We start from the raw sequence: 26,363 nt of genomic DNA, 5'->3' as shown, positions 1-26,363 counted from the left end.
GGTCCTCCCAGTTTCTCGCGGCGCGTGGGCGCCGTGCCCTCCCATACTTTCACTGCTCGATCTGCTTCTGGCACCGCGGAGCGGAACAGGTGCGCCAGCGGGGCCGGTGTAGGACAGAATGGGGCTATGAGCGTGCGAACCCCTGACCCAGACCCGGACTGGACGCCGAAGCCCCCTGCGGGAGCCCCGAACACGAATCCGGGTTGGCTGAAAGACGTCGAACTCGCCGAGATCCGCCGTCGGCTGCCGATTCTCTACATCGAGGCCGTGCCGGTGCGGGTTGATGGCCTCGGCCAGGTCGTGGAGGTCGGTGTGCTGCTGCGCGCCCGCCCGACCGGCGAAATGACCCGCACACTGGTCTCCGGGCGGGTGCTCTATGGCGAAACCCTGCGCGACGCGCTGTTCCGCCACCTTGAAAAAGACCTCGGCCCGATGGCGTTTCCGCAGCTGCCGGTCAGTCCGGTGCCCTTCACGGTTGCCGAATACTTTCCGATGCCGGGCATCACGGCCTACACGGACGACCGCCAGCACGCGGTATCTCTCGCCTACGTCGTTCCCGTCACCGGCACCTGCGACCCGCGCCAGGACGCCCTGGAGATCACCTGGATGACCCCGATCGATGCCGCATCCGAGGCCGTCTCGGCCGAAATGGAAGGCGGCCGCGGCACCCTGTTGCGCGCGGCCCTCGCCTCGGTGGGCCAGCTGTACTGACGACAGGTTCGCCGAACGGATGCCGCTCGTCGGCCGGGCGCACGGCATCCCCTGGGCGGTGTCGGCAGGGCGGTGTCTGCCGGGCGGTGTCGGCTGAACAGTGCGGGGACAGTGCCGGTTGGAGGGCCGAGTGTGCCTACTCGGGCAGGGCTGAACCGAGGCCGAGCGTGTTGAGAAACAAGTGCACATAGCGATCGACATCGACGTCGAGCGCAACCTCCGCGGCCTCCCACTCCGTCGCCAGGCCGTGCACGATGTCCTCGCCCGGATGCGTGCGTTTGTCGACCAGCGTCTGGTCGCGACCAGAGCCGGAGAGTTGAATGCGCAGCGGCAGCAGTGCGGTCTGCAGCGCATCCGGGTCGACCAGGGCGCACAGAGCGCCGGCATCGCCGATGAGTCCGGTGTAGTCGGAATTGCGACCAGACCCGAGCGCGATACGGTTGGCGAGCAACTGGCCGACAACATGGCCGAGCCGCGAGTCGCCGTGCACGAGAGCGGACGCGATGTGCTCCGGAACCGAGACCTGGTTGAACACGTCGAGACCGTACATGAACGTGGGCACGCCGGAGTCGAGCACGATGGCCGCGGCTTCCGGGTCATGCCAGACGTTGAACTCGGCCACGGCGGTGGCATTGCCGACCGTGGTGGATCCGCCCATAAAGACGATGCGCTCGATGTTGTTGACCACGTCGGGGTACTGGCGCAGCAGCAGCGCCAAATTGGTCTGCGGGGCGAGTCCGACCAGGGTGACCGGGTGCGGGCTGGCCTGAATCAACCGGTGCATGAGCTCGGTCGAATTGGTCGACTCCACCCGTCGGTCGCTCGGCGGAAGCTGCAGCGTGCCGAGGCCGCTTTCGCCGTGTACGTGCGCGGCCGACCGGGCCGGTTCGAGCAGGGGGCGTCGAGCCCCCGCGGCGACCGGGATGGTCGGCGCGTCCGCGACGTCGAGAATGCGCAGGGTGTTCTCGACGACACGCTCGAGCGAGGCATTGCCGGCCACACAACTGATCCCGAGCACCTTGATTCCGGGGTGCGCAAGCGCGAACAAAATGGCCAGGGCGTCGTCGACACCGGTGTCAACGTCGAGGATGACGGGGATCGCCTCGGGTGCCGTGGAATATGTCATCCGCTCACCCTATTGCTTCGCGCGGGCCCAAAAACCACGCGCGGGTTGTGGGCTGAACGTTCAACAAAACCTTTCCCGTGATCAGGCCGAAACCGCCTAGCGAACCAACCGCACCTCGTGCAGCTTTTCGCCGAGCACCTCTTCGGTGCGTTCGTGGCCGTCGGCCAGGTACCCGTTGCGGGCATAGAACGCGTGTGCCCGGGGGTTGTCGGCGGCGACCCAGAGCGACGACGCGCCGGGATCGACAACGGAATCGAACAGCTTCTGGCCGATCCCCATTCCGTGCTGGGCGTCGAGCAGATACATGAAGAACAGTTCCTGCTCGGTGGGCTGGTCGTCGTCGCGGCTCGGTCCGCTGCCGGCGAAGCCCATGATCTCGTCGTCGACGAGAACGACGCTCTGGCGGTATTCCGGCCCCTGGGTGGTGAACCGACGCCACATGGTCGCGAGGCGCTGGGGCCGCAGCTGGGACAGTGCAGCCTGGCTGAGTAGGTGATCGTAAGTTTCATGCCAGCAGGCGGCGTGTACGCGGCCCAGGCTTTCGGCATCCGCTTCGCTGACGGGTCGAACGACAACTGTGGTGTTCATGATTCGACACTAACCGTCTTTGCGGGTGCCATCTGACACACGCACCTTGGTACACGCACAAGAAAACGGGCCGGTCTCCGTGGAGACCGACCCGTTTTTTCACGCGGATGCCAGCGGACTAGCCCTGCGAACGGCGGGGAGCCGAACGGCCGGTTCCACCCGAGTTCGGTCCGCGCACGAGCCCGCCGACCTGGAGGCTGCCGACGCGGGCTCCGCCGGAACGGCCAGCGGCCGAACCGGAGCGGGGTGCGCTGGAGGCAGCGCCGGTCGGACGACCGGAACGTTCGCGACGAGCGCCACCGGCCGAGGTCGTGTCGCGGCTGGCGCCACGGCCGCCGTCGTTCCGCTCGGTGCGGGCACCGTCGCGGCTCGCGCCGGAGCGGCCGGCGCCGGCATCGCGGCCGCCGTCACGACCGCCACGGCTGCTGTCGGCGCCCTGTGACCGGCCACCCGGCGAGCGACCGCCCTGCGACCGGCCGCCTTGGGACCCGCCACCCTGGGACCGGCCACCCTGGGACCGGCCACCCTGCGACTGGCGCTGTTGCTGCGGCGCTTCGACGCGGGGAAGCGGCTTGACGTAGGCGGCAACATCGCCGACAAGGGCGTCGACGGCGGGGGAGGAGGAATCCACGCGCTGCGGGCTCACCTTGATGGCGGCCTTGCGCAGCAGGGCGTCGGTGTCGCGCTTCTGCTCGGGGAGCACGACGGTGACGACGTCACCGGCGCTGCCGGCACGCGCGGTACGGCCCGATCGGTGCAGGTACGCCTTGTGCTCGGCCGGCGGGTCAACGTGAATGACGAGTTCGATGTCGTCGACGTGCACGCCGCGAGCCGCGACATCCGTTGCAACGAGAACCTTGACGGTGCCGGCGCTGAACGCGGCGAGATTGCGGTCACGCGCCACCTGCGAGAGGTTTCCGTGCAGGTCGACGGAGGGGATGCCGGCGTCGGTGAGGCTCTTGGCGAGCTTCTTGGCCTGGTGTTTGGTGCGCATGAACAGGATACGACGGCCCGAGCCGCTCGCCAGCTTCTGCACGAGTTCCTTCTTGGCGTCGACGCCGGACACCTCGAACACGTGGTGGGTCATGGCCGAGACGTGGCTGTTGGCCTCGTCGACCGAGTGCATCACCGGGTCGTGCAGAAAACGCTTGACGATCTTGTCTACGCCGTTGTCGAGCGTGGCGGAGAACAACATGCGCTGGCCGTTGCCAGGCGTCTTGTCGAGAATACGGGTGACGACGGGCAGAAAGCCGAGATCGGCCATGTGGTCGGCCTCATCGAGCACGGTGATCTCTACGGTGTCGAGGTTCACAAAGCCCTGCTTCATGAGGTCTTCGAGCCGGCCGGGGCAGGCCACGACGATATCGACGCCGGCCTTGAGCGCGGCGACCTGACGGCCCTGCGAGACCCCGCCGAAGATGGTGGTCGAGTTGAGGCCGTAAGCCTCGGCAAGCGGGGTGATGGCATTGCTGATCTGCGTGGCCAGCTCACGGGTCGGCGCGAGGATCAGGCCGAGCGGGCGCCCCGGGCGACGCTTGCCGCCGGCGAGGTTGCCGCCGAGGCGGGACACCATCGGAATGGCGAAGGCCAGGGTCTTGCCCGAGCCGGTCTTGCCGCGGCCGAGCACGTCCCGGCCGTTCAGGGTGTCCGGCAGGGTGTCGACCTGGATGGGGAAGGCGGTGTCGATTCCCTGTGACGAGAGAACCTTGACCAGGGGAGCCGGCACGCCGAGCGTGCTGAAGGTTGTAGACAAAGTGGTGCCTTTCGGGGCATCAGTCTCCTCGCTCATTCGGTTTACCGCACAGCGGCAATCGAACCAGGAGGATTCACATGGCGAAGGTGCCGAAGGGCACATCCGTTCGCCGTAAGAATGTTTCATTCGAAAAATCAGGTCAGCCCTGGTGGGCCGCCGGATAGAGAAGAGGGCGTTCTACGACGCAGCAAGCGCAACTACGCACTCGCAAGCTCCAATTCTAGCGGATGCTGTCAAATCGTCCGGTGTCGGCGCCTCGCGGCTACGAGTGGTCACCGTGGTACAGCTCTCCGACGGGCACCTCGACGTCGATGATGTTGCCGCGCTGCGGCAGCGGACAGGCCCACATCGGGTCGTACGCGCAGGAGGGGTTGTAGGCGAAGTTGAAGTCGAGAATGAGGCTGTCATCACCCAGGCCCGGGCCGAGGTCGGCGCCCTTGACAGTGTCGAGCAGGTAGCGTCCGCCGCCGTAGGTACCGTCGTCTTTGCCGGCCAAGGCATCTTTCAGTGGCATGAACAGTCCGCCACCGTAACTCGCGAGCCGCCACACATCGAGTGAACCGAGATACGGCAGCCGCACGGTGCCGACCAGGTCGAACGGCACGGTGCCGTCGGTTCCGGTCTCGACGACCATGCGATACGGCTGCTCGGCCCGGTGCACCTCGACCTCGAACCGCCAGTCGGGGTCGTAGGCGGCGATCGGCAGCCCGGTGAACGCCGAACGGTCATCGGGCAGCAATGGCGACGACGGATGTCCGGCGAACAGCTCGTCCCGCCCGGAACGCCACAGCTCGTGCCCGCTCTTCGGGCTGCTCGCGCTCAACTGGCGCACTCCCGCATACAGTCCGGTTACGCGACGACGCCAGTCGGCGATCTGCAAGGCTGCGAGGGAAGAACTCATGGTGGCTACGCTACCGCCGCCGGGCACGGTGCGCACGGGTCGAGGCGCAGCGGGCTTCGCGGCCGACGTCGGAGCATCGGCTAGTTGTCTCCGGTCTCGGTGGGTGCCGCGCGCGGCGACAGCGGCACGAAGGTGGGGTCGTCGATTCCAACGTCATGCTGCCAGGTGGGGGCGAGGCGCTTCAGGCGCAGCATCCGCCACTGCCAGAACGCCCAAAAGGTCGGCCAGAGGGCGAGTGTGGCCGGTCGGCCGCGAAAAATGAGCTGGTCCCGGTACAGCGTTTTGCCGGTGCCGGCCGGGTCTGGCGCGATGGCCATGCGGTGATCCCACAGCGTGACCGCGCTCAGCGCACCGGACACCCCGCGACCGGTATCGCGCAGAATGCGCACTCCGTCGGGCCGATGCGTCGAGTTGGCGAGCCGAATGATCTGGGTTCCCATCGGCACCAGGCCGAGCAAGGAGAACACCGCGGGGTGTTCACCGGGCTCCCAGTGGGTGGGAAACCCGTCGGCCTCCAGCGACTCCACCGCCATGAAGGGGGAACTCACCTCGCGAAACACGGCGGGGCTGTGGATGGCGTGCCAGGCTGCATCCGGTGTGCAGTTCAGGATCTCTTTCAGCAGTACTCGCATCTGCTCAGTTTGGTCTGACGAAGGCATGCGGTACAACTGAAACGTGGCAATTCGGTTCTGGCTCGGCGTTGTGCACCGCGAGCACGTGCTGCGCGGGGTCGATTTGGGCATTGCCCGCGCCAATCGCGGCGCCGGTGACCTACTCAAGCAGATGGGTGAAGCCGACGGCATCGTCTACTACTCGCCGAAGACCGCGATCGAGGGTGATCCACTCAGGGAGTTCACCGCGATCGGCCGCATAGCCGATACCTATGCCTACCAGGTGGGCGACCCCGGCAACGAGTTTCGGCCGTGGCGACGCCGGGCCGACTACGATCTCGATGCCTGGCCCACGAGCATCCGCCCGCTGTTGTCGGTGCTGGAGCTGACTCGGGGCAACCCGGACTGGGGCTTTGCGCTGCGGCGCGGCGTGCTCGAAATCTCGCGGCACGACTTCGAAATGATCCGGCAGCAGATGCGCCGGCCCTCCGCCGACGACCGGTAACGGTGCGGGCACTCACCCAGCAACCTAAATTAGACTCGAGCCTATGAATGGCGATCTCTGGTGGGTACCCTCGGTCATCGTTATCGGCCTCGTTGTGGCCGGAGTCTGGGTGTTGGTGAGAGCCTCGCGGCGGCGCACCCGAGCTCGGCTCGGGCAGGTGAGCGCCGCGGCCGCCGAACTGGCCCGCGGTGCCGCGATCAGCCTCGTTCGCGCCGACGATCTGGTTCAGGACACCACCGATGAGCTCGGCTTCGCTATCGCGCAGTTCGGCGAAACCGCGACGCGGGCGTTCGCGAGCGCGCTCGCGACCTCGCGGCGGCAGCTGAGCGACGCGTTCGCGCTGCAGCAGAAGCTTGACGATGCCGTGCCGGACAGCGCTGCGGAGCGCACCCGCTGGAACCTGCAGATTGTTCAACTCGCCGACGAGGCGACCGCCCGGCTGACCAACCAGGCCCGCGATTTCACGGCCAAACGCGGCGTGGAGCGCAATGCGCCGCAGCAGCTCGACGAACTGCGGCGCCGACTCGACCGGGTCTTTGACCGGGTCGCGGGCGGCGCGAGCACCCTTACGCGGCTGGGCCTGAGCTATAGCAGGTCGGCGCTCGCACCGATCATCGGCAACGTCGACCGGGCCCGCGCAGCTCTCGAAGCGGCGGTGGCGAGCGTGGACGCCGCAGCCAAGCGCCTCACCGAGGCATCCGCTGAACCGGTCGGCGAGCAGTTGCAGGCCGCCGAGCACAATCTGTTCCAGGCCACACAACTGCTCGACGCGATCGAAACGGGCGAAGACCAGCTGCACCGCGGCTTCGCCAACCTGCAAAAGGCGCTGGATGCTGCCGCCTCGGAACTCGCCGAAGCTCGGGCCCTGCGCGATGGTCACGAAGAATCCGACACGAGCGCCAACCTCAACGGTGTGATCACAGTTGCGGCGTCTGTGCAGGCGTCGCTGCGCGAGCCCGGGCGGCCGAGCGATCCCGCCGCCGACCTGGTGACTCTCGAGGAGGCCATGAACGGGCTGGACAGCATCCGTTCCGAGGCGCGCAACCGCCAGCTGCGCCTCGATAACGCGCGCACGGCCCTGGCCGGAGCGCTGCTCACCGCGCGCAGCCAGATCACCGTCACCCGCGACTTTGTGGCCGCCCATCGCGGCCGGGTGCAGGCCGCCGCCCGCACCCGGCTGGCCGAGGCGGAACGGCAGTTGGCGCTCGCCGCGGCGGAGAGTGACCCGGTTACCGCCCTCGATACCTCCCGCCGCGCCATGACGCTGGCAACGGATGCCGACGCCCTTGCTCGCTACGACACGCACTGATCGGCGTGCACTGCGCAACTAGTGGCCGGCCGATGCCGCGGCCCGGCGCCGGATCGCCGGCGTGATCTCCCGCCGCAACCAGGCGATCGCGTGCGCCTGATCAAACCGGCGTGCGCAGAGCCCGCAGGCCAGGGGTCGGGTGGGTTGCCGATACCGAAAGTGCACGTGCCCGGCAGGGCAGGTGCCCACCCAGGGCGCGAGCTCATTGGCAATTTCGCCGTCGTGGGTGCGCTTGCCGTCGTAACCAAGGTCGTGCGCCATCTTTTTCCAGCGGGGGCCGTGCCCGGCGCGCGGGCCGACCAGGGCGTGCGCGAGCTCGTGCAACAAAATCTGGTGCACGTCGTCGTCGGTATAGCGCGAGGCGAGGTAGCGCGACACGGTGATGTGCTTCTTGCTGAAATTGCACAGACCGGCCCGCTTCTTGGCGTTGTCGAAGCCGAAGGTCCAGCTGGGGTCGAGGTGCAGCACCATCAGTGCGTCAGCCCAGCGCCGCACCTGGTGCAGGTCGGCCATCAGGGTGCCACCGACACCTGGTAGAGCCGGTCGTCGTCGGCCGCCGGAGAGCCCCGGCCATCAGTATTATTACTCACAAACCACAGTGTGCCATCCGGCCCCGACACCACGTCGCGAAGTCGCCCGTAACTGTTCACAAACCACTCGGTGGGCTCCCCTGTGGAGGAGTCTTCGAGGATCGGGATTCTCCACAATCGGCTGCCGCGCAGGCTGGCCATGAAGATGGTGTCGGACACGATTGCAATGCCGCTCGGGCTCGCATCCGCGGTGGACCATTGTCGGAGGGGATCGATGAAGTTCGCGTCGCCGGCCTGCCCCTCGACCAGGGGCCAGCCATAGTTGCCGCCGGGCACGATGCGGTTGAGCTCGTCCCAGGTGTTCTGGCCGAACTCGCTCGACCACAACCGCCCGCCGGAGTCCCAGGCGATGCCCTGCGGGTTGCGATGCCCGTACGAGTACACCAGAGTGTCGAAGGGATTGGCCTCGGCGCCGGTTGGCACCTCCCCGGTGGCGGTCATGCGCAGAATCTTGCCGCCGAGCGAACCGAGATCCTGCGCGTTAGCAGGGTTTCCGGCGTCGCCAGCCGTGGCGTAGAGCAGCCCGTCGGGGCCGAAGGCGATACGGCCGCCGTTGTGATTGCTCGCGTGCGGTAGACCGGCGAGCACGAGGGTGGGCGCCCCAAGAGTGTGGCTGCCGGTGGGGCCGGCCAGCGACATCCGCTCAATTCGGTTGTCGCTGTCGGTCGATAGGTAGGCGTAGACCCAGCCGATGCCGCCGTCAGCGTTGTCGTCGGTGAGAAAGGCCAGGCCCAGTAGTCCGGCCTCGCCGTTCGGGCGCGCGCTCGCAACCGAACCCGCTTCGCGCAGGCCACCGTCGGGTAGCAGCTCGCGCACGAGGGTCGTGTCGCGCTCGCTGATGAGGGTGCCGCCGCCCGGTAGACGCAGAATCGACCAAGGGGCGTCGAGCCCCGAGGCGATGACGACAGGGTCGCCGACCGGATGCACCGGTGCCGGTGGCCCGGACGGAGCCTGGGTCTGCGACGGGCTCTGGGTCGCCGGAGGTTCGGTCTTCACGGTGGCCCGTGGGTCGTTTGGGGCGCACGCGGCGAGTGTGACCAGCACGAGCGTGGCCAGACCGACGCGGATCCCGCGCTTCACAGTGCGAAATCTCATGCTGGTTCCCCGCCTCGTCTGGTGGCCCGTCGAAGTCCAACTGGTTGACGTGTCAGCCCTAGCATGCCGCAGAACTCGTGCGCGGGCGAGGGCTGGCCCGGCCTGGTTCGGCCTGCGGGAGAGCTCGAGTGCGGCTCAGCGTATAACTTCAGCACGTTGGCGTGTAACTCCTGCACGTTGTCGAAAACAGGGCTGAAATCGGCCGGTACCGCCCGGTAACGCGCAGATTGCAGGAATTATGCGCCACTCCACGCCATGAGACGACTCTGCGGGGCCGGTCAGGGCTTCGCGGTGCGTTCGGCGATGTGCGACTCCACGACGGCCACGGCGAGCAGCGAGCTGTCGAGTTCGTCGGCGTCTGCGCCGTCTTTCTCCCGCAGAAACACGGCAGCGGTGAAGTCCGCGAGCGCGCCGTCGAGGTTGCCTTGGTCGAAGTACACCTTGCCGCGGTGCTGCCGGGCGTAGGCGGCGAGGCGGGTCCACTCGTGCACCTCGGAGTCGAGGATGCAGTGGGTCAACTCGCTCGCAGCCTCGTCGAGCTTGCCCTGAAACTGCAAGACCTGGGCCCGACGGATGCGACTGGCCACCGCCTGCTCGCGGTTACCGGTGAAGCGCGATTGACGCAGCGCCTCGTTCGCGATCTCCCAGGCCTCCTCGAGTCGACCGACCAGGCGCAGCAGGGCGACCTTCTCGTTCAGTGCGGCCAGGCTGCGCAGGCTACCGAGCTCAGCGAGCCGCTCGCCAGCGGCCAGAAGGTCTACTTTTTCGCGCAGGGTGATGGGGTCGTAACCGATGATGAAACTCAGGGTGTGTTCCTGTAATGACGAAGGCGGCCGCAGCCGCAGAGGATAGACGGGTGCACCCAGAGTACCGCCGCCGGTGCGAATCCGGCCGCAGCCGCCGCCGTGGCGAATTCAGGAAAAAACCACCTGACCCGCTCGTCGTCGCCGCCAGAAAACGAGTGCAGCGCCCCGCTCGCCCCCGCATCTCCTGAATCAGCCACCAATCGATCGCGACCTCGGGCGAGTGGCCGATCTGCTCGTGCCCGATCTGCTAGTGCCCGATCTGAAAGACGGTACGGCCGGGAAGCGGCGACTGCGTCGACGTCTCGTCGGTCGCGACGAGCGAACCGGCCATGAACTGCCTGAGTTCGGTGCCCTCGATCACCTTCGCCGGGTGCGGTCCGTTCGCGAGCAGCCGCGGAATCCAGTTGAGATCGATCGGCGTGTGCGCCGCGACGAACACGATGTTGCCAAAGCGGCGGCCCTTGAGCACCTGCGTCTCGGCGAATCCGATCACGTGTTCGAACACCGCCGAAAGGGTTGCCGCCTGGCCGCGAGCGAACGCGAGGCCGGGGCCATCCGCTACGTTGACCGCGAGCACTCCGCGCGGCGACAACAATGGAGCCGTGAGCGCGAAGAACTCGCGGCTCGTCACGTGCTTGGGAGTGCGCGCCCCGGAGAAGATGTCGACCACGACGAGGTCGACCGCGCCGTGCAGTCCGGCCGGCAGCTTGCCGAGAACCTCGCGGGCATCGCCGTGGCGCACTCGCAGCTGGGCGCGCTTGTTCCACGGCAGCGCCGACCGCACCAGGTCGATCAGATCGCTCTCGATCTCGACGACCTGCTGGCGTGAGCCCGGCCGTGTCGCCTCGACGTAGCGGGGCAGCGTGAGCGCGCCGGCCCCGAGGTGCACGGCGGTGATCGGCTCGTGCGGTTCGCCGAGCAGGTCGATCACGTGCCCTATGCGCTGGATGTACTCGAAGGACAGCTCGTCGGGGTGGTCGATGTTCACGTGAGACTGCGGCGTGCCGTCGACGACGAGTTGAAAACTGCCCGGGGTGAACCGATCGGGTTCAATCACCGCCGTGTGTCCGCTCAACCTCAACACGACAGACGGATTGCCCCCGTCGTTTTCTCCTGCATCCTTGCGCCCGGTACTCATGCCCCCAGTCTGCGCCCTCCCTACCCGCCCCGATCGCGGCATTCGCTCGTTACCCGCCCGCTGGCGGCAGGCCACACCGGGTTATACCTGAGAATTTGATTCTTGGCAAGAATGTGGTGGACATCGGCGGTGAGGGGGCATACACTTGACCCTTGCGCTCCCAGACAAACCTTGCCTTCATATTGCGGTCGGCTTTGCGTGTTCAAGCCACCTTGAGGCACCTTTCCTACGAGTTTCTTTCCTAGGGTCTGCGGAGTCATCACCAATAACAGTAACTAGACCTGACGGGGTCCACGGAGGTTATTTCCTTGGCTGCTGCGCGCAACGCAACCACCAACTCACCCAAGAACGGCCGCTCAGCTGAGCGTCTGTCGTTCGCAAAGATCAGCGACCACTTGAATGTTCCGGATCTGCTCGCCTTGCAGACCGAGAGCTTCGACTGGCTCGTCGGCAACGACATCTGGAAGGCTCGCGTCGCCGAGGCCCAGAAAGCCGGACGCCAGGACCTGCCGAATCGCACCGGACTCGATGAGATCTTCGAGGAGATCTCTCCCATCGAAGACCTCGGCGAAACGATGCAGCTGTCCTTCACCAACCCGGAGCTCGAGCCGGAGAAGTACACCATTGACGAGTGCAAGGAAAAGGGTAAGACCTACTCCGCACCCCTCTACGTGAACGCTGAGTTCATGAACCACCTCACCGGTGAGATCAAGACTCAGACCGTGTTCATGGGCGACTTCCCCCTGATGACCCCTAAGGGCACCTTTGTGATCAACGGCACCGAGCGTGTCGTCGTGTCGCAGCTGGTGCGCTCCCCGGGCGTCTACTTCAACCGCGAGCAGGAGAAGACGTCTGACAAGGACATCTACTCCGCCCGGGTCATCCCGAGCCGTGGTGCCTGGCTTGAATTTGAGATCGACAAGCGCGACCAGGTCGGCGTGCGCATCGACCGCAAGCGCAAGCAGTCCGTGACCGTGTTCCTGAAGGCCCTCGGCCTCACCAGCGAGCAGATCCTCGAGGAGTTCAAGGGCTATGCGTCCATCGAGCTCACCCTCGAGAAGGACAACATTCTCACCAAGGAAGAAGCCCTCAAGGACATCTACCGCAAGCTTCGTCCCGGCGAGCAGGTCGCCGCCGAGGCTGCGCGTGCGCTCCTCGACAACTTCTTCTTCAACTCCAAGCGCTATGACCTGGCCAAGGTTGGTCGTTACAAGATCAACCGCAAGCTCGGCCTCGAAGCCCCGCTGAGTGACTCCGTACTCACGCTCCAGGACATCCTGGCCACCATCAAGTACCTCGTCGCCCTGCACGACAACCAGACCTCCCTGAAGGGTCTGCGCGACGGCAAGATGACCGACATCAACATTGACATCGACGACATCGACCACTTCGGTAACCGTCGTATCCGTGCCGTTGGCGAGCTCATCCAGAACCAGGTGCGCACCGGTCTGTCCCGCATGGAGCGCGTCGTTCGCGAGCGCATGACCACGCAGGACATCGAAGCGATCACCCCGCAGACCCTGATCAACGTGCGCCCCGTCGTTGCCGCGATCAAGGAGTTCTTCGGTACGTCTCAGCTGAGCCAGTTCATGGACCAGAACAACCCGCTCGCTGGCCTCACGCACAAGCGTCGCCTGTCTGCGCTGGGCCCGGGTGGTCTGTCCCGTGACCGCGCCGGCGTCGAGGTGCGAGACGTGCACCCCTCGCACTACGGCCGCATGTGCCCCATTGAGACCCCGGAAGGCCCGAACATTGGCCTGATCGGATCGCTCGCCTCGTTCGCCCAGATCAATGCGTTCGGTTTCATCGAGACGCCGTACCGTCGTGTGCTCAACAACAAGGTCACCGAGACGATCGACTACCTCACCGCGAGCGAAGAGGACGACTTCATCGTCGCACAGGCCAACGCGCCGCTCACCAAGGACTCGCACTTCGCCGAGGCCCGCGTGCTCGCCCGTAAGAAGGGCGGCGAGGTCGACCTCGTTCCTTCTGAAGACATCGGCTACATGGATGTCTCGCCGCGCCAGATGGTGTCGGTCGCGACCAGCCTCATCCCGTTCCTCGAGCACGACGATGCAAACCGTGCGCTCATGGGCGCCAACATGCAGCGTCAGGCGGTGCCGCTGCTCCTCAGCGACAGCCCCCTCGTCGGAACCGGCATGGAGGTCTACACGGCCATCGACGCCGGTGACGTGCTCACCGCGCAGAAGCCCGGTGTGGTTTCCGAGGTGTCGGCCGACGTCGTCACCATTCAGCTCGATGAGGGCGGCACGCAGGACTACTACCTGCGCAAGTTCTCGCGCTCCAACCAGGGCACGAGCTTCAACCACCGTGTGATCGTCAACGCCGGTGAGCGCATCGAAGCCGGCGAGGTTATCGCCGACGGACCCGCCACCGACCAGGGCGAGCTCGCCCTCGGAAAGAACCTGCTCGTGGCATTCATGCCGTGGGAAGGCTACAACTTCGAGGACGCGATCATCCTGAGCCAGAACCTGGTCAAGGATGACACCCTCTCCTCGATTCACATCGAAGAGTACGAAGTGGATGCCCGCGATACCAAGCTGGGTAAGGAGGAGATCACTCGCGACCTGCCCAACGTGTCGCCGGACTTCCTCGCCGACCTCGACGAGCGTGGCATCATTCGCATCGGAGCCGAGGTTCGCCCCGGCGATATCCTCGTCGGCAAGGTCACGCCCAAGGGTGAGACCGAGCTCTCTGCCGAGGAACGCCTGCTGCGCGCTATCTTCAACGAGAAGAGCCGCGAAGTTCGCGACACCTCCCTCAAGGTTCCCCACGGTGAGCGCGGCACCATCATCGGTGTCAAGGTCTTCGACTCACAGGACGGCGACGACGAGCTCGGTTCGGGCGTCAACCAGCGGGTTGTCGTCTTCATCGCCCAGAAGCGCAAGATCACCGAGGGTGACAAGCTCGCCGGCCGTCACGGCAACAAGGGTGTCATCTCTCGCATCCTGCCGATCGAGGACATGCCGTTCCTCGCCGACGGGACCCCGGTTGACATCATCCTCAACCCGCTCGGTATCCCCGGCCGCATGAACTTCGGTCAGGTGCTCGAAACCCACCTCGGTTGGATTGCGAAGCAGGGCTGGAACGTCGAGGGCAAGCCGAAGTGGGCTTCCCGCCTGCCGGAGCACGCCTTCAGCGCTGCTCCCGGCACCAAGGTTGCCACCCCGGTATTCGACGGTGCGCTCGAGATCGAGATCGAGGGTCTGCTGGACTCCACGACCTTGACCCGTGACGGCGACCGCCTCATCGGTTCCTCGGGCAAAACCCAGCTCTTCGACGGCCGCTCCGGCGAGCCGTTCCCGATGCCGGTGTCCGTTGGATACATGTACATCCTGAAGCTCCACCACCTCGTCGACGACAAGATCCACGCTCGTTCGACGGGTCCGTACTCCATGATCACGCAGCAGCCGCTGGGTGGTAAGGCGCAGTTCGGTGGACAGCGTTTCGGTGAGATGGAGGTGTGGGCGCTCGAGGCATACGGAGCCGCTTACGCCCTGCAGGAGCTCCTGACCATCAAGAGCGACGACATCCTCGGCCGCGTCAAGGTGTATGAAGCCATCGTCAAGGGTGAGAACATCCAGGAACCCGGCATTCCCGAGAGCTTCAAGGTTCTTATCAAGGAAATGCAGTCGCTGTGCTTGAACGTCGAGGTGCTCTCGGCCGATGGCACCGCAGTCAGCCTGCGCGACACGGATGACGAGGTGTTCCGCGCTGCGGAAGAGCTCGGCATCAACATTTCCACCCGGTTTGAGTCTTCGACCATCGACGACATCTAAGCCCGGTCCAAAGAAACTTCGAAAACTTTCCAAGGAGAGAAATTGCTCGACGTAACAACATTTGACGAGCTTCGTATTGGCCTGGCTACCGCAGACGACATCCGTCGTTGGTCGCACGGTGAGGTCAAGAAGCCCGAAACCATCAACTACCGCACGCTCAAGCCGGAAAAGGACGGCCTGTTCGGCGAACAGATCTTCGGTCCTTCGCGGGACTGGGAGTGCTCATGCGGCAAGTACAAGCGTGTTCGCTTCAAAGGCATCGTCTGCGAGCGGTGCGGTGTAGAGGTCACGAAGTCGTCGGTGCGCCGTGAGCGCATGGGCCACATCGAGCTCGCTGCCCCGGTCACGCACATCTGGTACTTCAAGGGTGTGCCCTCCCGTCTCGGTTACCTGCTGGACATGGCTCCGAAGGACCTCGAAAAGGTCATCTACTTCGCCGCATACATGGTCATCACGGTTGACGAGGACGGTCGCCACCAGGACATGCCCGGCCTCGAGAACGAGCTGCGCCTCGAACTCAAGACCATCGAGTCCAGCCGCGACTCGCGCATCGCCGATCGCCTGCAGCGCCTCGAAACCGACCTCGCAGCACTGGAGGCCGAAGGCGCCAAGAGCGACCAGAAGAAGCGCACGAAAGACGCCGCTGAAAAGGAAATGGGCCAGGTTCGCAAGTCCCTGGACGAGCAGATCGCGCACCTCGAGCGCGTGTGGGAAGACTTCCGCACCCTCAAGGTCGGCGACCTGAAGCCGGAAGACTCCGTCTTCCACGAGCTCCAGGACCGTTTCGGCATGTACTTCGAGGCCTACATGGGCGCCGAAGCCATCAAGAAGCGCCTTGAGGCCTTCGACCTCGTCACCGAGAGCGAAAACCTGCACCTGCAGATCGCCGAGGGCAAGGGCCAGAAGAAGATTCGCGCCATCAAGCGTCTGCGCGTGGTCAACGCGTTCATCATGACCGGTAACTCGCCGGCCGGAATGGTGCTCGACGTCGTACCCGTGCTCCCGCCCGAACTGCGCCCGATGGTGCAGCTCGACGGTGGCCGCTTTGCCACCTCTGACCTCAACGACCTCTACCGTCGTGTGATCAACCGCAACAACCGCCTGCGTCGTTTGCTGGACCTCGGTGCTCCCGAGATCATTGTGAACAACGAAAAGCGGATGCTGCAGGAGGCCGTCGACGCCCTGTTCGACAACGGTCGCCGTGGTCGCCCGGTCACCGGTACCGGTAACCGCGCCCTCAAATCCCTGAGCGACATGCTCAAGGGAAAGCAGGGTCGTTTCCGTCAGAACCTGCTCGGCAAGCGCGTGGACTACTCGGGCCGTTCGGTCATCGTGGTCGGCCCGCAGCTCAAGCTGCACCAGTGCGGTCTGCCCAAGCAGATGGCACTCGAGCTGTTCAAGCCGTTTGTGATCAAGCGCCTGATCGACCTGAGCCACGCCCAGAACATCAAGGCCGCCAAGCGCATGGTCGAGAGGAGCCGCCCGCAGGTCTGGGACGTACTCGAAGAGATCATTCGCGAGCGCCCCGTCATGCTCAACCGTGCACCCACCCTGCACCGCCTGGGCATCCAGGCCTTCGAGCCTCAGCTCGTTGAGGGTAAGGCAATCCAGCTGCACCCGCTCGTCTGCGCGGCGTTCAACGCCGACTTCGACGGTGACCAGATGGCCGTGCACCTGCCGCTCTCGGTTGAGGCCCAGGCCGAGGCACGCATCCTGATGCTCGCCTCGAACAACATCCTCAAGCCGTCTGACGGCCGCCCGGTGACCCTGCCCACCCAGGACATGATCATCGGTCTGCACCACCTCACCACGTTGAAGGAGGGCGTGGTCGGAGAAGGCCGCGCATTCTCGACCGTGTCCGAGGCAATTCTCGCGTTCGACCAGAAGTCGCTCGACCTGAATGCCAAGGTGCGCATCCGCTTGACCGACAAGTACTTCACCGAGGGCACCCAGCCCGAAGGTGTCGAACTGGTCAACGGCCAGGCCGTTGGAACCGTTCTCGTCGCTACGAGCCTCGGTCGCGCCATCTTCAACGAGGCTCTTCCGGCCGACTACCCGTACTTCGAAGACGTTGCCAACAAGGTCACCATGTCGACCATTGTCAACGACCTCGCGGAGCGCTACGTCAAGGTGGAGGTCGCTGCAACCCTCGACCGGATCAAGGATGCCGGTTTCTACTGGGCAACCCGTTCCGGTGTGACCGTTGCGCTCAGCGACATCCTCACCCCGCCGAACAAGCCGCAGATCGTTGCCGGCTATGAGAAGCAGGCCGCCAAGGTTCAGGCGCAGTTCGAGAAGGGTCTCACGACCGACCTCGAGCGTCGCCAGGAGCTTATCCAGATCTGGACCCGTGCCACGGAAGACGTCGCCGCAGCAATGCAGGCGAACTTCCCGGCCGACAACACCATCAACCGCATGGTGACCTCGGGTGCTCGTGGTAACTGGCTGCAGGTGCGAAACATCGCCGGCATGCGAGGCCTCGTGAACAACCCGAAGGGTGAGATCATCCCTCGCCCGATCATCTCGAGCTACCGCGAAGGCTTGTCCGTCGCCGAGTACTTCATTGCTACTCACGGTGCTCGTAAGGGACTGGCCGACACGGCTCTGCGTACCGCAGACTCGGGATACCTCACCCGTCGTCTCGTGGACGTCTCGCAGGATGTCATCATCCGCGAAGACGACTGTGGTACGACGAAGGGTCTTGAACTGCCCATCGCCGGTACCGACGCCACGACCGGTGCGCTCCTGCATGACGAAGACGGCGGCCTGCTGGTTGACTTCAACGTCGAGAACGCCGTCTACGCTCGCAGCCTGGCCGCAGCCGCGGTCAACGCTGCCGGTGAGGTCATCGCCGACGCCGGGGACGACGTCGGAGATGTGCTCATCGCGAAGCTCATCGCCGGTGGTGTCGAAACCATCAAGGTGCGTTCCGTACTCACCTGTGAGTCGGCCGTTGGTGTCTGTGCGGTCTGCTACGGTCGCTCGCTCGCCACGGGCCAGCTCGTCGACATCGGTGAGGCCGTTGGTATCATCGCCGCACAGTCCATCGGTGAGCCCGGCACCCAGCTGACCATGCGTACCTTCCACACGGGTGGGTCGGCATCCGCTGACGACATCACCCAGGGTCTGCCGCGTGTTCAGGAGCTGTTCGAGGCGCGTACCCCCAAGGGTGCATCGCCGATCGTCGACTCCGCCGGACGCATCACGATCGAGGATTCGGACAAGGGCCGCAAGGTCATCCTGACCCCCGACAGTGGCGACGAAGCTATCGCGTACCCGGTGCTGAAGCGTTCGACCCTCCTCGTTGAGGACGGCCAGCACGTCGAACTCGGACAGCAGATCATCATCGGCGCCGTCGACCCGAAGGAAGTTCTTCGCGTCAAGGGTGTTCGCGCGGTGCAGAAGCACCTCGTCTCCGGTGTGCAGGAGGTCTACCGTTCGCAGGGTGTGCCGATTCACGACAAGCACATCGAGGTCATCGTTCGCCAGATGCTTCGCAAGGTGACCGTCGTCGAACACGGCGACACCGGACTGCTCCCGGGCGAGCTCGTTGACCGGTTGAAGTACAACGACCTCAACCGCACCGCGCTCACCGAGGGCAAGAAGACGGCATCCGCTCGTCAGGAGGTCATGGGTATCACCAAGGCGTCGCTGGCGACGGAGTCCTGGCTGTCGGCCGCTTCCTTCCAGGAGACCACCCGGGTTCTGACCCAGGCGGCCATGGAAGGCAAGAGCGACCCGCTGATGGGCCTCAAGGAGAACGTCATCATCGGTAAGTTGATCCCCGCCGGTACCGGCCTTCCCCGTTACCGCGACGTCACCGTCGAGGCAACGGAAGAAGCCAAGTCAGAGCGTTACCCGAACCGCATCTTCACCGAAGATGCCACGTTCAACGAGGGTGACCTGAGCTTTGTCGACTTCGACAGCTTCTCGTCGGACGACATGACTCCGGGTACGTACAACTAGCCTGACCGTTCTGCACGGATGGCCCCTGCTTCGGCAGGGGCCATCCGTCGTTTAAGAGGTGCCAATGGATGCCGAGGGCCGGCTGTCCCGGCCGTCGCGCGCCGCCGGGTGAGATGCCGCCGGGTGAGATGCCGCCGGGTGAGATGCGGCACGTCGCTCTACACAGGAGCCAAGCGACACCCCCATAATGGGGGTGCCCCATATTCCCGTACGGGTTACGCTGACGGGCGCTCTCGTTAAGATTGAACCTGAGACCAGCTGGGCCTTCGCGAGTCACGACGAAGACGCATCATGGAACTAACGCAGGTCGGGGGAGCAATGGGCAGGCGACTCCCTTCTGCGCCGCCCATTTTGTCGGGGTATACCTATGTGCGGCCCCTCGGCACGGGCGGATTCGCCGACGTTTTTCTGTTCGAACAGAACATGCCTCGCCGTTCCGTGGCGGTCAAGGTGCTGCTGCAGGACATCGTCGACGATGACGTGTTGCGCGCGTTCAACGCCGAGGCGGATGTCATGGCGCGGCTCAGCTCACATCCGTCAATTCTGACCGTGTACAACGCGAGCATCTCGGCCGATGGTCGCCCGTACCTCGTCATGGAATTCTGCCCCGGGTCGTACTCCTCCCGCGAGCGTGCGGAGCAGCTGCCCGTGGCGACCGTGCTCAACGTTGCCGTGAGAATCGCCTGCGCCCTCGAAACAGCGCACCGCTCCAAGGTGCTGCACCGCGACATCAAACCATCAAACATTCTCACCAGCACCTTCGGCGGCCCGGTGCTCGGCGACTTCGGCATCGCCGCGTCCCTCGACGGCGGCGCCCGCGACGAACTGTTCGCCATGTCGCTGCCGTGGAGCGCCCCCGAAGTCGTCGACGGGCGCACCACCGGCACGGTCGCGACCGAGGTCTGGTCGTTCGGCGCCACCCTCTACTCGCTGCTGGCCGACCGGTCCCCGTTCGAACTGCCCGCGGGCTCCAATCGTTCGCGCGTGCAGCTGAAACAGCGCATCAACCGCGCGGAGTACACCACCATTGGGCGAGCGGATGTCTCCACCCCCCTCGAAAGCGCCCTCGCGCGCATGATGAGTCGCGACCCGGCCGCCCGCCAGGTGAGCCTGCTCGAATGCGCCCTCGACCTGCAGCGCGTAGAGCGGGACCTCGGACTGCCCGTCACCGCGCTGGAGGTGGCCGACGAAGCCTGGGCATCCGCTGGTGCGCCCGTCGATTTTGACAATCATGAGTCGCGTGGCGCCGTCAGCTCTGATGTCATCATTCCCGCGCTGCGCCCCGCCACTAGAAGAAGCGCCCGCCGCCCGGCATCGCACACCCGCGAGGGCACCCTGCCCGACGGGGGCAATATCGGACGTCGGCGACTTTCCCCGCTCGTGCTGGGTCTGCTCCTGACCGGCGCGGTCGTTGTCGGCGGCGGCGCCACGGTCGGCGCGCTGCGGATAGCCGGGCTGATCTGATGGCCGACAAACGGGCTCGCCGGCGACTGCCGGTGCTCTCGAAAGCCCGCCGCAGCGTCATTCGCATTGCCGCGGTTGCCGCGATCGGTGCCGTGCTGGCCACGGTAGCTATCGTCGTCGATGGTTTCGACGTGAAGCAGATTCCGGTCAACGCGAGTTCGATCTGGGCCCTCCAGAGCGGTGACGGCAATCGGTACGCCCGCATCAACACCGACCTGGGCGAACTCGACACCGTGAAGACCGTGCCGGCACCGAGCGAACTGGTGCAGACCGCTTCCACGGTGCTGCTCTACGCGCAGAACAACGAGAAGGTCGTCGACGTGAGCCTCGCGGCGCCGATCGACCTGGGTGATGACGCGGCCGACTACGACAACACGCCGGCCGGTACCCGAACCATCGTGTCGTCGAGCTCCTGGGTCGGTTACCTCACGAGCGCGGGAACGGTCTTCGCCGGCGCTGTGGACGGGGCCGCTGCACCCCGCCCGGTGAACCAATACGCCGACGATGAGGTGGTCGACGGTGACACCCGGCGCGTCTACCGCTCCGACGCCATCGCCATCACGCCCGACGGTGTGCTCTACAGCTACTCCAGCGAGGCCAAGAGTGTGCTCCGCTATTCCATTGCGGACGACAGAATTCTCGGTGAGGACGCCGTCGCCGACGGTCCGGCCGAGCCCGGTAGCCAGCTGAGCGTCGTCGGCGACAGCTGGGCGCTACTCGGCGTGGCCGGCGACGAACTGTGGCTGGCCGGCCAGACCGAACCGGTTGCGACGAACATGAGCGAACTGGCCGTGCTGCAACGCCCGAGCGCTTCCACCGACGACGTGCTCATTGCCGACCAGACCGGCCTGGTTGCCTTTGCGCTCACCGACGGCGCCCGCACCGAGCTGGTCGGCGACTCCGGGGTAGTGCTCGGGGCCCCCGCCGCGCCGACCCCTTTTAAAGGGGAACGCTACGCCGCCTGGCTGCCCGCCTCCGGTACCGGCGGCACCCTGTTCAGCGAGGGCGCGGGCGAATCGACCCTCAGCTACGGCCAGGTCGCGCCGAACGGCGACGCAGCCCCTGCGTTTCGCGCCAACGAATCGCTCATGATTCTCAACGACACCCGGAGCGGATGGGTGTGGACCGTTCCCGGCGGCGCCCTTGTCGCCAGTTCCCAGGACTGGTCTCTGGCCGCCGCCGAGCAACCACAGCGCCAGGAGGACATGGAAGAAGCCTCCGAGGTCGTTGAACCGAAGGCTCCCGTGGCCGTCGCGGATACCTTTGGCGTGCGTCTCGACCAGCTCGTGATGCTGCCGGTCCTGCTCAATGACCATGACGCCAACGACGACGTGCTCAGCGTCGTGCCCGCCTCGGTCACCGGGCTCGACCCCGCGTTCGGCACGGTCACCGTCATCGATCACAACCAGGCGCTCGCCGTTCAGGTGGCTCCCGGCGCCCGCGGAGTGGCAACCTTCAGCTACGCCATCACCGACGGCTCGCGCACCGATGGGCTCGATTCTCCCTCGACCCTTGTCACGCTCACCGTGCACGGCGCCGACGTGAATTCTGCACCGGTCTGGTGCGGCACCGACGGTTGCCTGCAGGACTGGCCGAGCCCCGAGGTGCAACCGGGCGGCACCGTGACCGTTCCAGTGTTGCCCGGCTGGGTCGATCCCGACGGTGATCCGATCTTCGTCTCATCCGCTCTGAACACCACCGATATCGGCTCGGTCAGTGTGACTCCCGCGGGCGTACTCGTTTATAAGCACCCCAATGCGGCCGAGCAGGCCGTGCAGTCGGCCACGGTTCTGGTGCGCGTCTCGGACATTCACGGTGCCTCGACCGAGAAGGTGCTCACGATCGTGGTCACGCCGACCCCCCGGCTCAGGGCCCTGCCGTTCGCGCTGCTCGCCTCGGTGAACGAGCGCCTCACGGTGAACCCGGCCGAGTACGTGTCCGGCGCCGCCGGCCTGTACCGCATCACGTCGGCCACGACCCCGGCCAGCGCCGAGGGGTCCACGGTGAGCATTACGGCCAACGGTACCGCCTTCGACTTTGCCGCGACCGTGGTCGGCAACTTCACGGTCAGCCTCACGATCGCCGACGACGTGAGCGAGGTGGTGTCGCTCGTGCGCATTTCGGTGGTATCAGCGGATGCCCAGGCGCTCACGACCTCCCCGGTGACGGTCTTCGTGCGGCCCCGGGCCGACACGAGTGTTGACGTTTTTACCGCCGTCTCCAACCCGGCCGGACGGGTGCTGCTGCTCGGCGAAGCCATTCCCGAAACCGTTCTCGGCGCCTCGCTCAGCGTCGACGTCGTCGGGCAGAACATCTTGCGCGTACGCGGCTCCACTCTGGATGAACGGCCGGGCAAGCTCGGCACCGTGCGCTACACCGTGTCGGACGGCACCGAAAACCCGCTCTACACCGTGCGCGGCGAGGCCACCGTGTACCTGCTCGAGGCCTCCGTGCCGCAGGTGCCGATCGCCATGAACGACAGCGTGTCGGTGCGTGTGGGCGCCCAGATCAATATTCCGGTGCTCGCCAACGATGTCGCGCCGGGCGGCAACCGAGTGATGCTCAATGCCGAATCAGTGCAGAATCGACAGCAGCAGGGTCTTGCCTTCGCGGCCGGCACTCAACTGCGCTACCTCGCCCCCAACGAACCGGGCAGCTACGAGCTCGCCTACAGCGTGTACACCGCGGGCGCGCCCGATCTCATCGACTCGGCCGTGGTCTCGGTCGAGGTGCTCGCCAACGGCGACAACACGGCGCCGCAGCCGCGCACCCTCTACGGTCGGGTGTTGTCGGGCGAGACCATCGTGATTCCCTTTGACAGCTTTGGCACCGACCCCGACGGCGATACCGTCGTGCTCGATCGGGTGCTCACTCAGCCGGCGCGCGGAACGGCCTCGATCAATGCCACCGGCGACGCCATCGTGTTCGCCAGCCCTCTCGACTATCACGGCGCCATCGAATTTCAGTATCGGGTGCGCGACAGCATCGGGGCCACGGGCCTCGCACTCGTGCGCATCGGTGTGCTCGACCAGCGCTCCAACCCGAGCCCGATCACCTTCAGCGACTACGTCGAGGTGCAGGCCGGAGCCGACAACCAGGTGGCTGTCTTTCCCACTGCCAACGACATCGAGCCCGGCGGCGGCAGGCTGACCCTGACCGCGGTCACCCCCGACGCGGCGCCCGGCACCGCCGAGTTCGACGCGCTGCAGCAACGCATCGACTCCGTCACCGACGAACGAGTGGTGTTCACGGCCGGCACGGAGCCCGGCCTGCTCACCTTCGTGTACTCGGTGACCAACGCCAACGACGACGTCGGCCAGGGCCTCATCGTGGTCAAGGTCGTGCGTTCCTCCGTTCCCGACTATCCGGTCGTGATCGACACGACGCTGGCCCTCGATGAACGTGACGCGTTCCCGACGGGCGTCGACGTCGTCACCGACAAGGTGTCCTGGAACTCCGGTGACGTCAGAGACCTCACCCTGACCCTGTGGGGCAGTCATCCCGGGCTCGTGGTGACGGGCTGGAAGATCAGCGGCGATGTTCCCGACGAGGGACTGCTTGCCCCGTTCGCCCTGACCGGGCCGAATTTTCAGGGTGTCGACGTGACGACCTACGGGTTTCTGCGCATTCCGGCGAAGGATTCGATCATCATCGCGTTGAAGAAGAGCAACATCGACCAGAACGTGCACGAAGACGCCTCCGTCACATTCGATCTCAAGAGCCTCGTGTCGATTCCTCGCGGAACGACCCTGGAACTGCAGCGCACCGGCATCCGTTCGTCGGGGGAGCGCGACAACGCGACCTGCACGTTCGACTCCGGCACGACGGTCACCTACGCGGCCGGGTCGGACGCGCCGTGGACCGACTCCTGCACGGTGCCAGCGCGCATCGACGGGCAGGAGGGTTATACCCAGCTGGTCGTGCCGATCGTGGTCGAGCCGCTCGACCCGCAACCGGAACTGCGCCCGGCGGCGCTGACCCAAAGCCCGGGGGCCGATGCCATCCGCTACGACCTCAGCCATATGGTCGACTGGCAGGGCACGGGCGCGGTGCCGGCGTTGACCTTTGCGATCGAGTTCTCCTCCGACCAGTTCACCGTGACGCAGGACGGCGCGATTCTCACGATCGGTGTTGCCGACAACGCCGTGGCCGGCCGTGAGGCGGCAGTGACGGTGAGCCTGTCGAGCCACCGCGAAACGGTTGCGGCAGTGCTCGCGCTCAAAGTCGGCCCGGCGCCGAGCGAACTGCCCAAGGGCGGCACCGTCGCGACGACCTGCACCCAGTCGTCGGGCTCCAGTTGCTCGATAACGGTCGTCGGCGCGGCGGGTGAGGTCAACCTCTACCGTGGCACCCCGCTCGCTCTTGTCTCCGTCACCGCACCCGGCACCTGCGCTGGTGTGTCGTTCGTGGTCGTGAATTCCCGCAACGTCAAGGCCACCTGGTCGGGCGACACCGCCGGCGGCGTCTGTGAGGCAAGTTTTGTGGTGCGCGACGCGCAGGGCAGGCTCAGCGCCGGAAGCCGCAACGGCTCGATCACGGTCGATCTGCAGGGCTACCCGAAAGCGCCGAATGCCGTGACACAGATTGCCTACGGCGACCGCTCGGTAACCCTCGCGGTCAGCTCCGGCGGCGCCAACGTTGCCTACCCGGCGCTCGAGGGATTCAACCTGTACCGCAACGGCGCCTCGGTAGCCCGCTGCGACCCGTCGGGCAACTGCGGCGTGATTCGAACGACTGAGAACGGTGACAAGGCTCTCTACGAAGCCCGGGCCGTCAATGCCGTCGGCGAATCGCGCAGCGCGGTCAGCGTCACAGCCTGGTCGTATGCCACCCCGGGCATGGGGCGACTCACGGCCGAACCGGTCTTTCGGAAGGGCACCACGAGCGCCTCGACCGGTGCCGTCACCCTGACCATCGAGAACAATGACCGATCGACCAACCGCTACAGCGTGAACGGCACCGAACAACCCGTCACGACGCCCGGCACCGGAAAGACCCAAATGACCCTCGCGCTCGGTGTGGGCAACCAGACCGTCACGGTGACCCCGCTCAGCCGGGACGACCAGCCAGCGGGCAGCGGTCCGACCGAGGAGACGACGTCACAGGCCGTGCTCGTGGCCGGATCGCCCGCGATCACGAGCGCCGGTTCGCTGAGTTCGCAGAACCGGTCGATCACCGTGGCGGGCACCGGGTTCAACCCGAACTTCAGCACGCTGCCGGTGCAGGTGCTCTACGTCGCCTCGCTCACCGAGGGCGCAACCTGCACGCTGACCCCGGCGGGTTTCACCCCGGAGGGTGCGGCCTCATCGAGGGACCTCTCGATCGGCGGCCTGACCAAGCACACCAAGTACTTCGTGTCGGTCTGCTATTCCAACGGCTACGGGGTCACGATGGCCAACGCCGGTTCGATCACCACCTGGCAGCAGCCGGCTGCCCCGGGCGACGACGAATATACCTACACGATGTCGGCACCGACGGGCGGGGATTACCGAATCACCGAGCCCACGTCGTCATCAACCAGGCCAGACGTCGGCTTCGAGGCGAACTTCGAGAACTTTGATGCCAACACCGGGTCTGACATTTTCGGCGCCGATCCCCGCATTCGGGTGCGGTACTGCATGACGGAAGACCCCACTCTCTGTAGCGACTGGTCGAGGGTGGCGGCGGCTGATGCGACACGGGCCTGGCAGGTCACGTATGCGGTGACCGGCCTCACGACTGCGGGCTGCGTCATCGACGGCACGCTTGCGGTCGCCGTCGAGGCGACCTCCGGACTTGCCACAGCGATTGTCACCGGCGCTGACTACCTCTCTCTCAACGCCCAGGGCAGCGCGACGTGGCAGAGAGTCGAGGGCAGCACGGTTGCCAGCGGCGCGACCGAGGTCAAGAACGTGACGTGGCAAATCATCTGGTCGGGCGACAATACGTCTGGCCTCGACCCGGTAACCGGCATCACCCAGACCACGGCCACCGGCTGCACCCCGGCCTCCCAGTAAAGCC

17 protein-coding genes are annotated in these 26,363 nt (G+C 65.7%); 8 read left to right on the top strand and 9 right to left on the bottom strand.

Annotated features, from left to right (window positions below; translation table 11 throughout):
- The first annotated feature begins 126 nt into the window (after window positions 1–126).
- Complete coding sequence (locus tag IWX77_RS05450; protein WP_196843492.1) at window positions 127–711, top strand: NUDIX hydrolase family protein; 585 nt, start codon at window positions 127–129, stop codon at window positions 709–711.
- A 136-nt stretch (window positions 712–847) separates the two neighbouring features.
- Here the strand turns inward: IWX77_RS05450 and IWX77_RS05445 are convergent, their stop codons facing one another.
- From IWX77_RS05445 to IWX77_RS05425, 5 genes are all read right to left on the bottom strand, one after another.
- The gene (locus tag IWX77_RS05445) at window positions 848–1,837 is read right to left on the bottom strand and encodes a nucleoside hydrolase (protein ID WP_196843491.1); all 990 of its coding nucleotides are present in this window, start codon (window positions 1,835–1,837) and stop codon (window positions 848–850) included.
- A gap of 96 nt (window positions 1,838–1,933) precedes the next feature.
- Complete coding sequence (locus tag IWX77_RS05440) at window positions 1,934–2,425, bottom strand: GNAT family N-acetyltransferase (RefSeq protein ID WP_196843490.1); 492 nt, start codon at window positions 2,423–2,425, stop codon at window positions 1,934–1,936.
- A gap of 118 nt (window positions 2,426–2,543) precedes the next feature.
- Window positions 2,544–4,214, bottom strand: a complete 1,671-nt coding sequence (locus IWX77_RS05435; RefSeq protein WP_196843489.1) for a DEAD/DEAH box helicase — start codon at window positions 4,212–4,214, stop codon at window positions 2,544–2,546.
- A 226-nt stretch (window positions 4,215–4,440) separates the two neighbouring features.
- Window positions 4,441–5,079: a DUF1684 domain-containing protein gene (locus IWX77_RS05430; RefSeq protein ID WP_196843488.1), complete on the bottom strand. Its 639-nt coding sequence runs from the start codon at window positions 5,077–5,079 to the stop codon at window positions 4,441–4,443.
- A gap of 80 nt (window positions 5,080–5,159) precedes the next feature.
- Window positions 5,160–5,711 (bottom strand): hypothetical protein, encoded by a 552-nt coding sequence (locus tag IWX77_RS05425; RefSeq protein ID WP_196843487.1) that lies wholly within the window; start codon window positions 5,709–5,711, stop codon window positions 5,160–5,162.
- Window positions 5,712–5,754: 43 nt separating this feature from the next.
- Here IWX77_RS05425 and IWX77_RS05420 point away from each other — a divergent pair, with 43 nt between their 5' ends.
- Together IWX77_RS05420 and IWX77_RS05415 are read left to right on the top strand one after the other, a co-directional pair.
- Window positions 5,755–6,195, top strand: coding sequence for an EVE domain-containing protein (locus tag IWX77_RS05420; RefSeq protein ID WP_327012071.1), 441 nt, complete (start codon window positions 5,755–5,757; stop codon window positions 6,193–6,195).
- A 43-nt stretch (window positions 6,196–6,238) separates the two neighbouring features.
- Window positions 6,239–7,504 carry a hypothetical protein gene (locus tag IWX77_RS05415; RefSeq protein ID WP_196843486.1) on the top strand — a complete coding sequence of 422 codons (1,266 nt, stop codon included), beginning with the start codon at window positions 6,239–6,241 and terminating at the stop codon, window positions 7,502–7,504.
- 18 nt (window positions 7,505–7,522) lie between these two features.
- On the opposite strand, the gene IWX77_RS05410 is transcribed toward IWX77_RS05415, so the two are convergent.
- The 3 genes from IWX77_RS05410 to IWX77_RS16965 all read right to left on the bottom strand — a co-directional run bounded on the left by IWX77_RS05410 (window position 7,523) and on the right by IWX77_RS16965 (window position 9,707).
- Entirely contained in the window at window positions 7,523–8,017 is a 495-nt protein-coding gene (locus IWX77_RS05410) for a SprT-like domain-containing protein (protein WP_196843485.1), read from the bottom strand.
- On the bottom strand, window positions 8,017–9,189 hold the full coding sequence (locus tag IWX77_RS05405; protein WP_196843484.1) for a PQQ-dependent sugar dehydrogenase: 1,173 nt from the start codon (window positions 9,187–9,189) through the stop codon (window positions 8,017–8,019). Before IWX77_RS05405 ends, IWX77_RS05410 begins: the two co-directional genes overlap by 1 nt.
- Window positions 9,190–9,467: 278 nt before the next feature.
- Entirely contained in the window at window positions 9,468–9,707 is a 240-nt protein-coding gene (locus IWX77_RS16965) for a hypothetical protein (RefSeq protein ID WP_297412835.1), read from the bottom strand.
- Here IWX77_RS16965 and IWX77_RS16960 point away from each other — a divergent pair.
- Window positions 9,699–10,010 (top strand): hypothetical protein, encoded by a 312-nt coding sequence (locus IWX77_RS16960; protein WP_297412836.1) that lies wholly within the window; start codon window positions 9,699–9,701, stop codon window positions 10,008–10,010. The two genes, IWX77_RS16965 and IWX77_RS16960, sit on opposite strands and share 9 nt — an antisense overlap.
- A gap of 232 nt (window positions 10,011–10,242) precedes the next feature.
- On the opposite strand, the gene IWX77_RS05395 is transcribed toward IWX77_RS16960, so the two are convergent.
- Entirely contained in the window at window positions 10,243–11,133 is an 891-nt protein-coding gene (locus IWX77_RS05395; protein ID WP_196843483.1) for a spermidine synthase, read from the bottom strand.
- Window positions 11,134–11,441: 308 nt separating this feature from the next.
- On the opposite strand from IWX77_RS05395, the gene rpoB reads away from it, so the two are divergent.
- From rpoB to IWX77_RS05375, 4 genes are all read left to right on the top strand, one after another.
- Window positions 11,442–14,933, top strand: coding sequence for a DNA-directed RNA polymerase subunit beta (rpoB, locus tag IWX77_RS05390; RefSeq protein ID WP_196843482.1), 3,492 nt, complete (start codon window positions 11,442–11,444; stop codon window positions 14,931–14,933).
- 42 nt (window positions 14,934–14,975) lie between these two features.
- Window positions 14,976–18,899 carry a DNA-directed RNA polymerase subunit beta' gene (locus tag IWX77_RS05385; protein WP_196843481.1) on the top strand — a complete coding sequence of 1,308 codons (3,924 nt, stop codon included), beginning with the start codon at window positions 14,976–14,978 and terminating at the stop codon, window positions 18,897–18,899.
- Between the two features lie 291 nt (window positions 18,900–19,190).
- Window positions 19,191–20,363 carry a serine/threonine-protein kinase gene (locus tag IWX77_RS05380; protein ID WP_297412838.1) on the top strand — a complete coding sequence of 391 codons (1,173 nt, stop codon included), beginning with the start codon at window positions 19,191–19,193 and terminating at the stop codon, window positions 20,361–20,363.
- The gene (locus IWX77_RS05375) at window positions 20,363–26,359 is read left to right on the top strand and encodes an Ig-like domain-containing protein (RefSeq protein ID WP_196843480.1); all 5,997 of its coding nucleotides are present in this window, start codon (window positions 20,363–20,365) and stop codon (window positions 26,357–26,359) included. Before IWX77_RS05380 ends, IWX77_RS05375 begins: the two co-directional genes overlap by 1 nt.
- Window positions 26,360–26,363 lie beyond the last annotated feature (4 nt).

The sequence above is a fragment of the Cryobacterium sp. CAN_C2 genome, from assembly GCF_015751745.1.
Lineage (GTDB): Bacteria > Actinomycetota > Actinomycetes > Actinomycetales > Microbacteriaceae > Cryobacterium.
Note: the sequence above shows the minus strand (reverse complement) of the source record. Positions and strands in the feature narration are given on the sequence as shown.

Bases quoted from the DNA above. Each gene is read 5' to 3' on its own strand.
- IWX77_RS05440 (WP_196843490.1), bottom strand. From the start codon at position 2,425: ATGAACACCACAGTTGTCGTTCGACCCGTCAGCGAAGCGGATGCCGAA.
- IWX77_RS05410 (WP_196843485.1), bottom strand. From the start codon at position 8,017: ATGGCCGACCTGCACCAGGTGCGGCGCTGGGCTGACGCACTGATGGTG.
- IWX77_RS05415 (WP_196843486.1), top strand. From the start codon at position 6,239: ATGAATGGCGATCTCTGGTGGGTACCCTCGGTCATCGTTATCGGCCTC.
- IWX77_RS05430 (WP_196843488.1), bottom strand. From the start codon at position 5,079: ATGAGTTCTTCCCTCGCAGCCTTGCAGATCGCCGACTGGCGTCGTCGC.
- IWX77_RS05395 (WP_196843483.1), bottom strand. From the start codon at position 11,133: ATGAGTACCGGGCGCAAGGATGCAGGAGAAAACGACGGGGGCAATCCG.
- IWX77_RS05425 (WP_196843487.1), bottom strand. From the start codon at position 5,711: ATGCGAGTACTGCTGAAAGAGATCCTGAACTGCACACCGGATGCAGCC.
- IWX77_RS05380 (WP_297412838.1), top strand. From the start codon at position 19,191: ATGGAACTAACGCAGGTCGGGGGAGCAATGGGCAGGCGACTCCCTTCT.
- IWX77_RS05375 (WP_196843480.1), top strand. From the start codon at position 20,363: ATGGCCGACAAACGGGCTCGCCGGCGACTGCCGGTGCTCTCGAAAGCC.
- IWX77_RS05435 (WP_196843489.1), bottom strand. From the start codon at position 4,214: ATGAGCGAGGAGACTGATGCCCCGAAAGGCACCACTTTGTCTACAACC.
- IWX77_RS05450 (WP_196843492.1), top strand. From the start codon at position 127: ATGAGCGTGCGAACCCCTGACCCAGACCCGGACTGGACGCCGAAGCCC.
- IWX77_RS05405 (WP_196843484.1), bottom strand. From the start codon at position 9,189: ATGAGATTTCGCACTGTGAAGCGCGGGATCCGCGTCGGTCTGGCCACG.
- IWX77_RS05445 (WP_196843491.1), bottom strand. From the start codon at position 1,837: ATGACATATTCCACGGCACCCGAGGCGATCCCCGTCATCCTCGACGTT.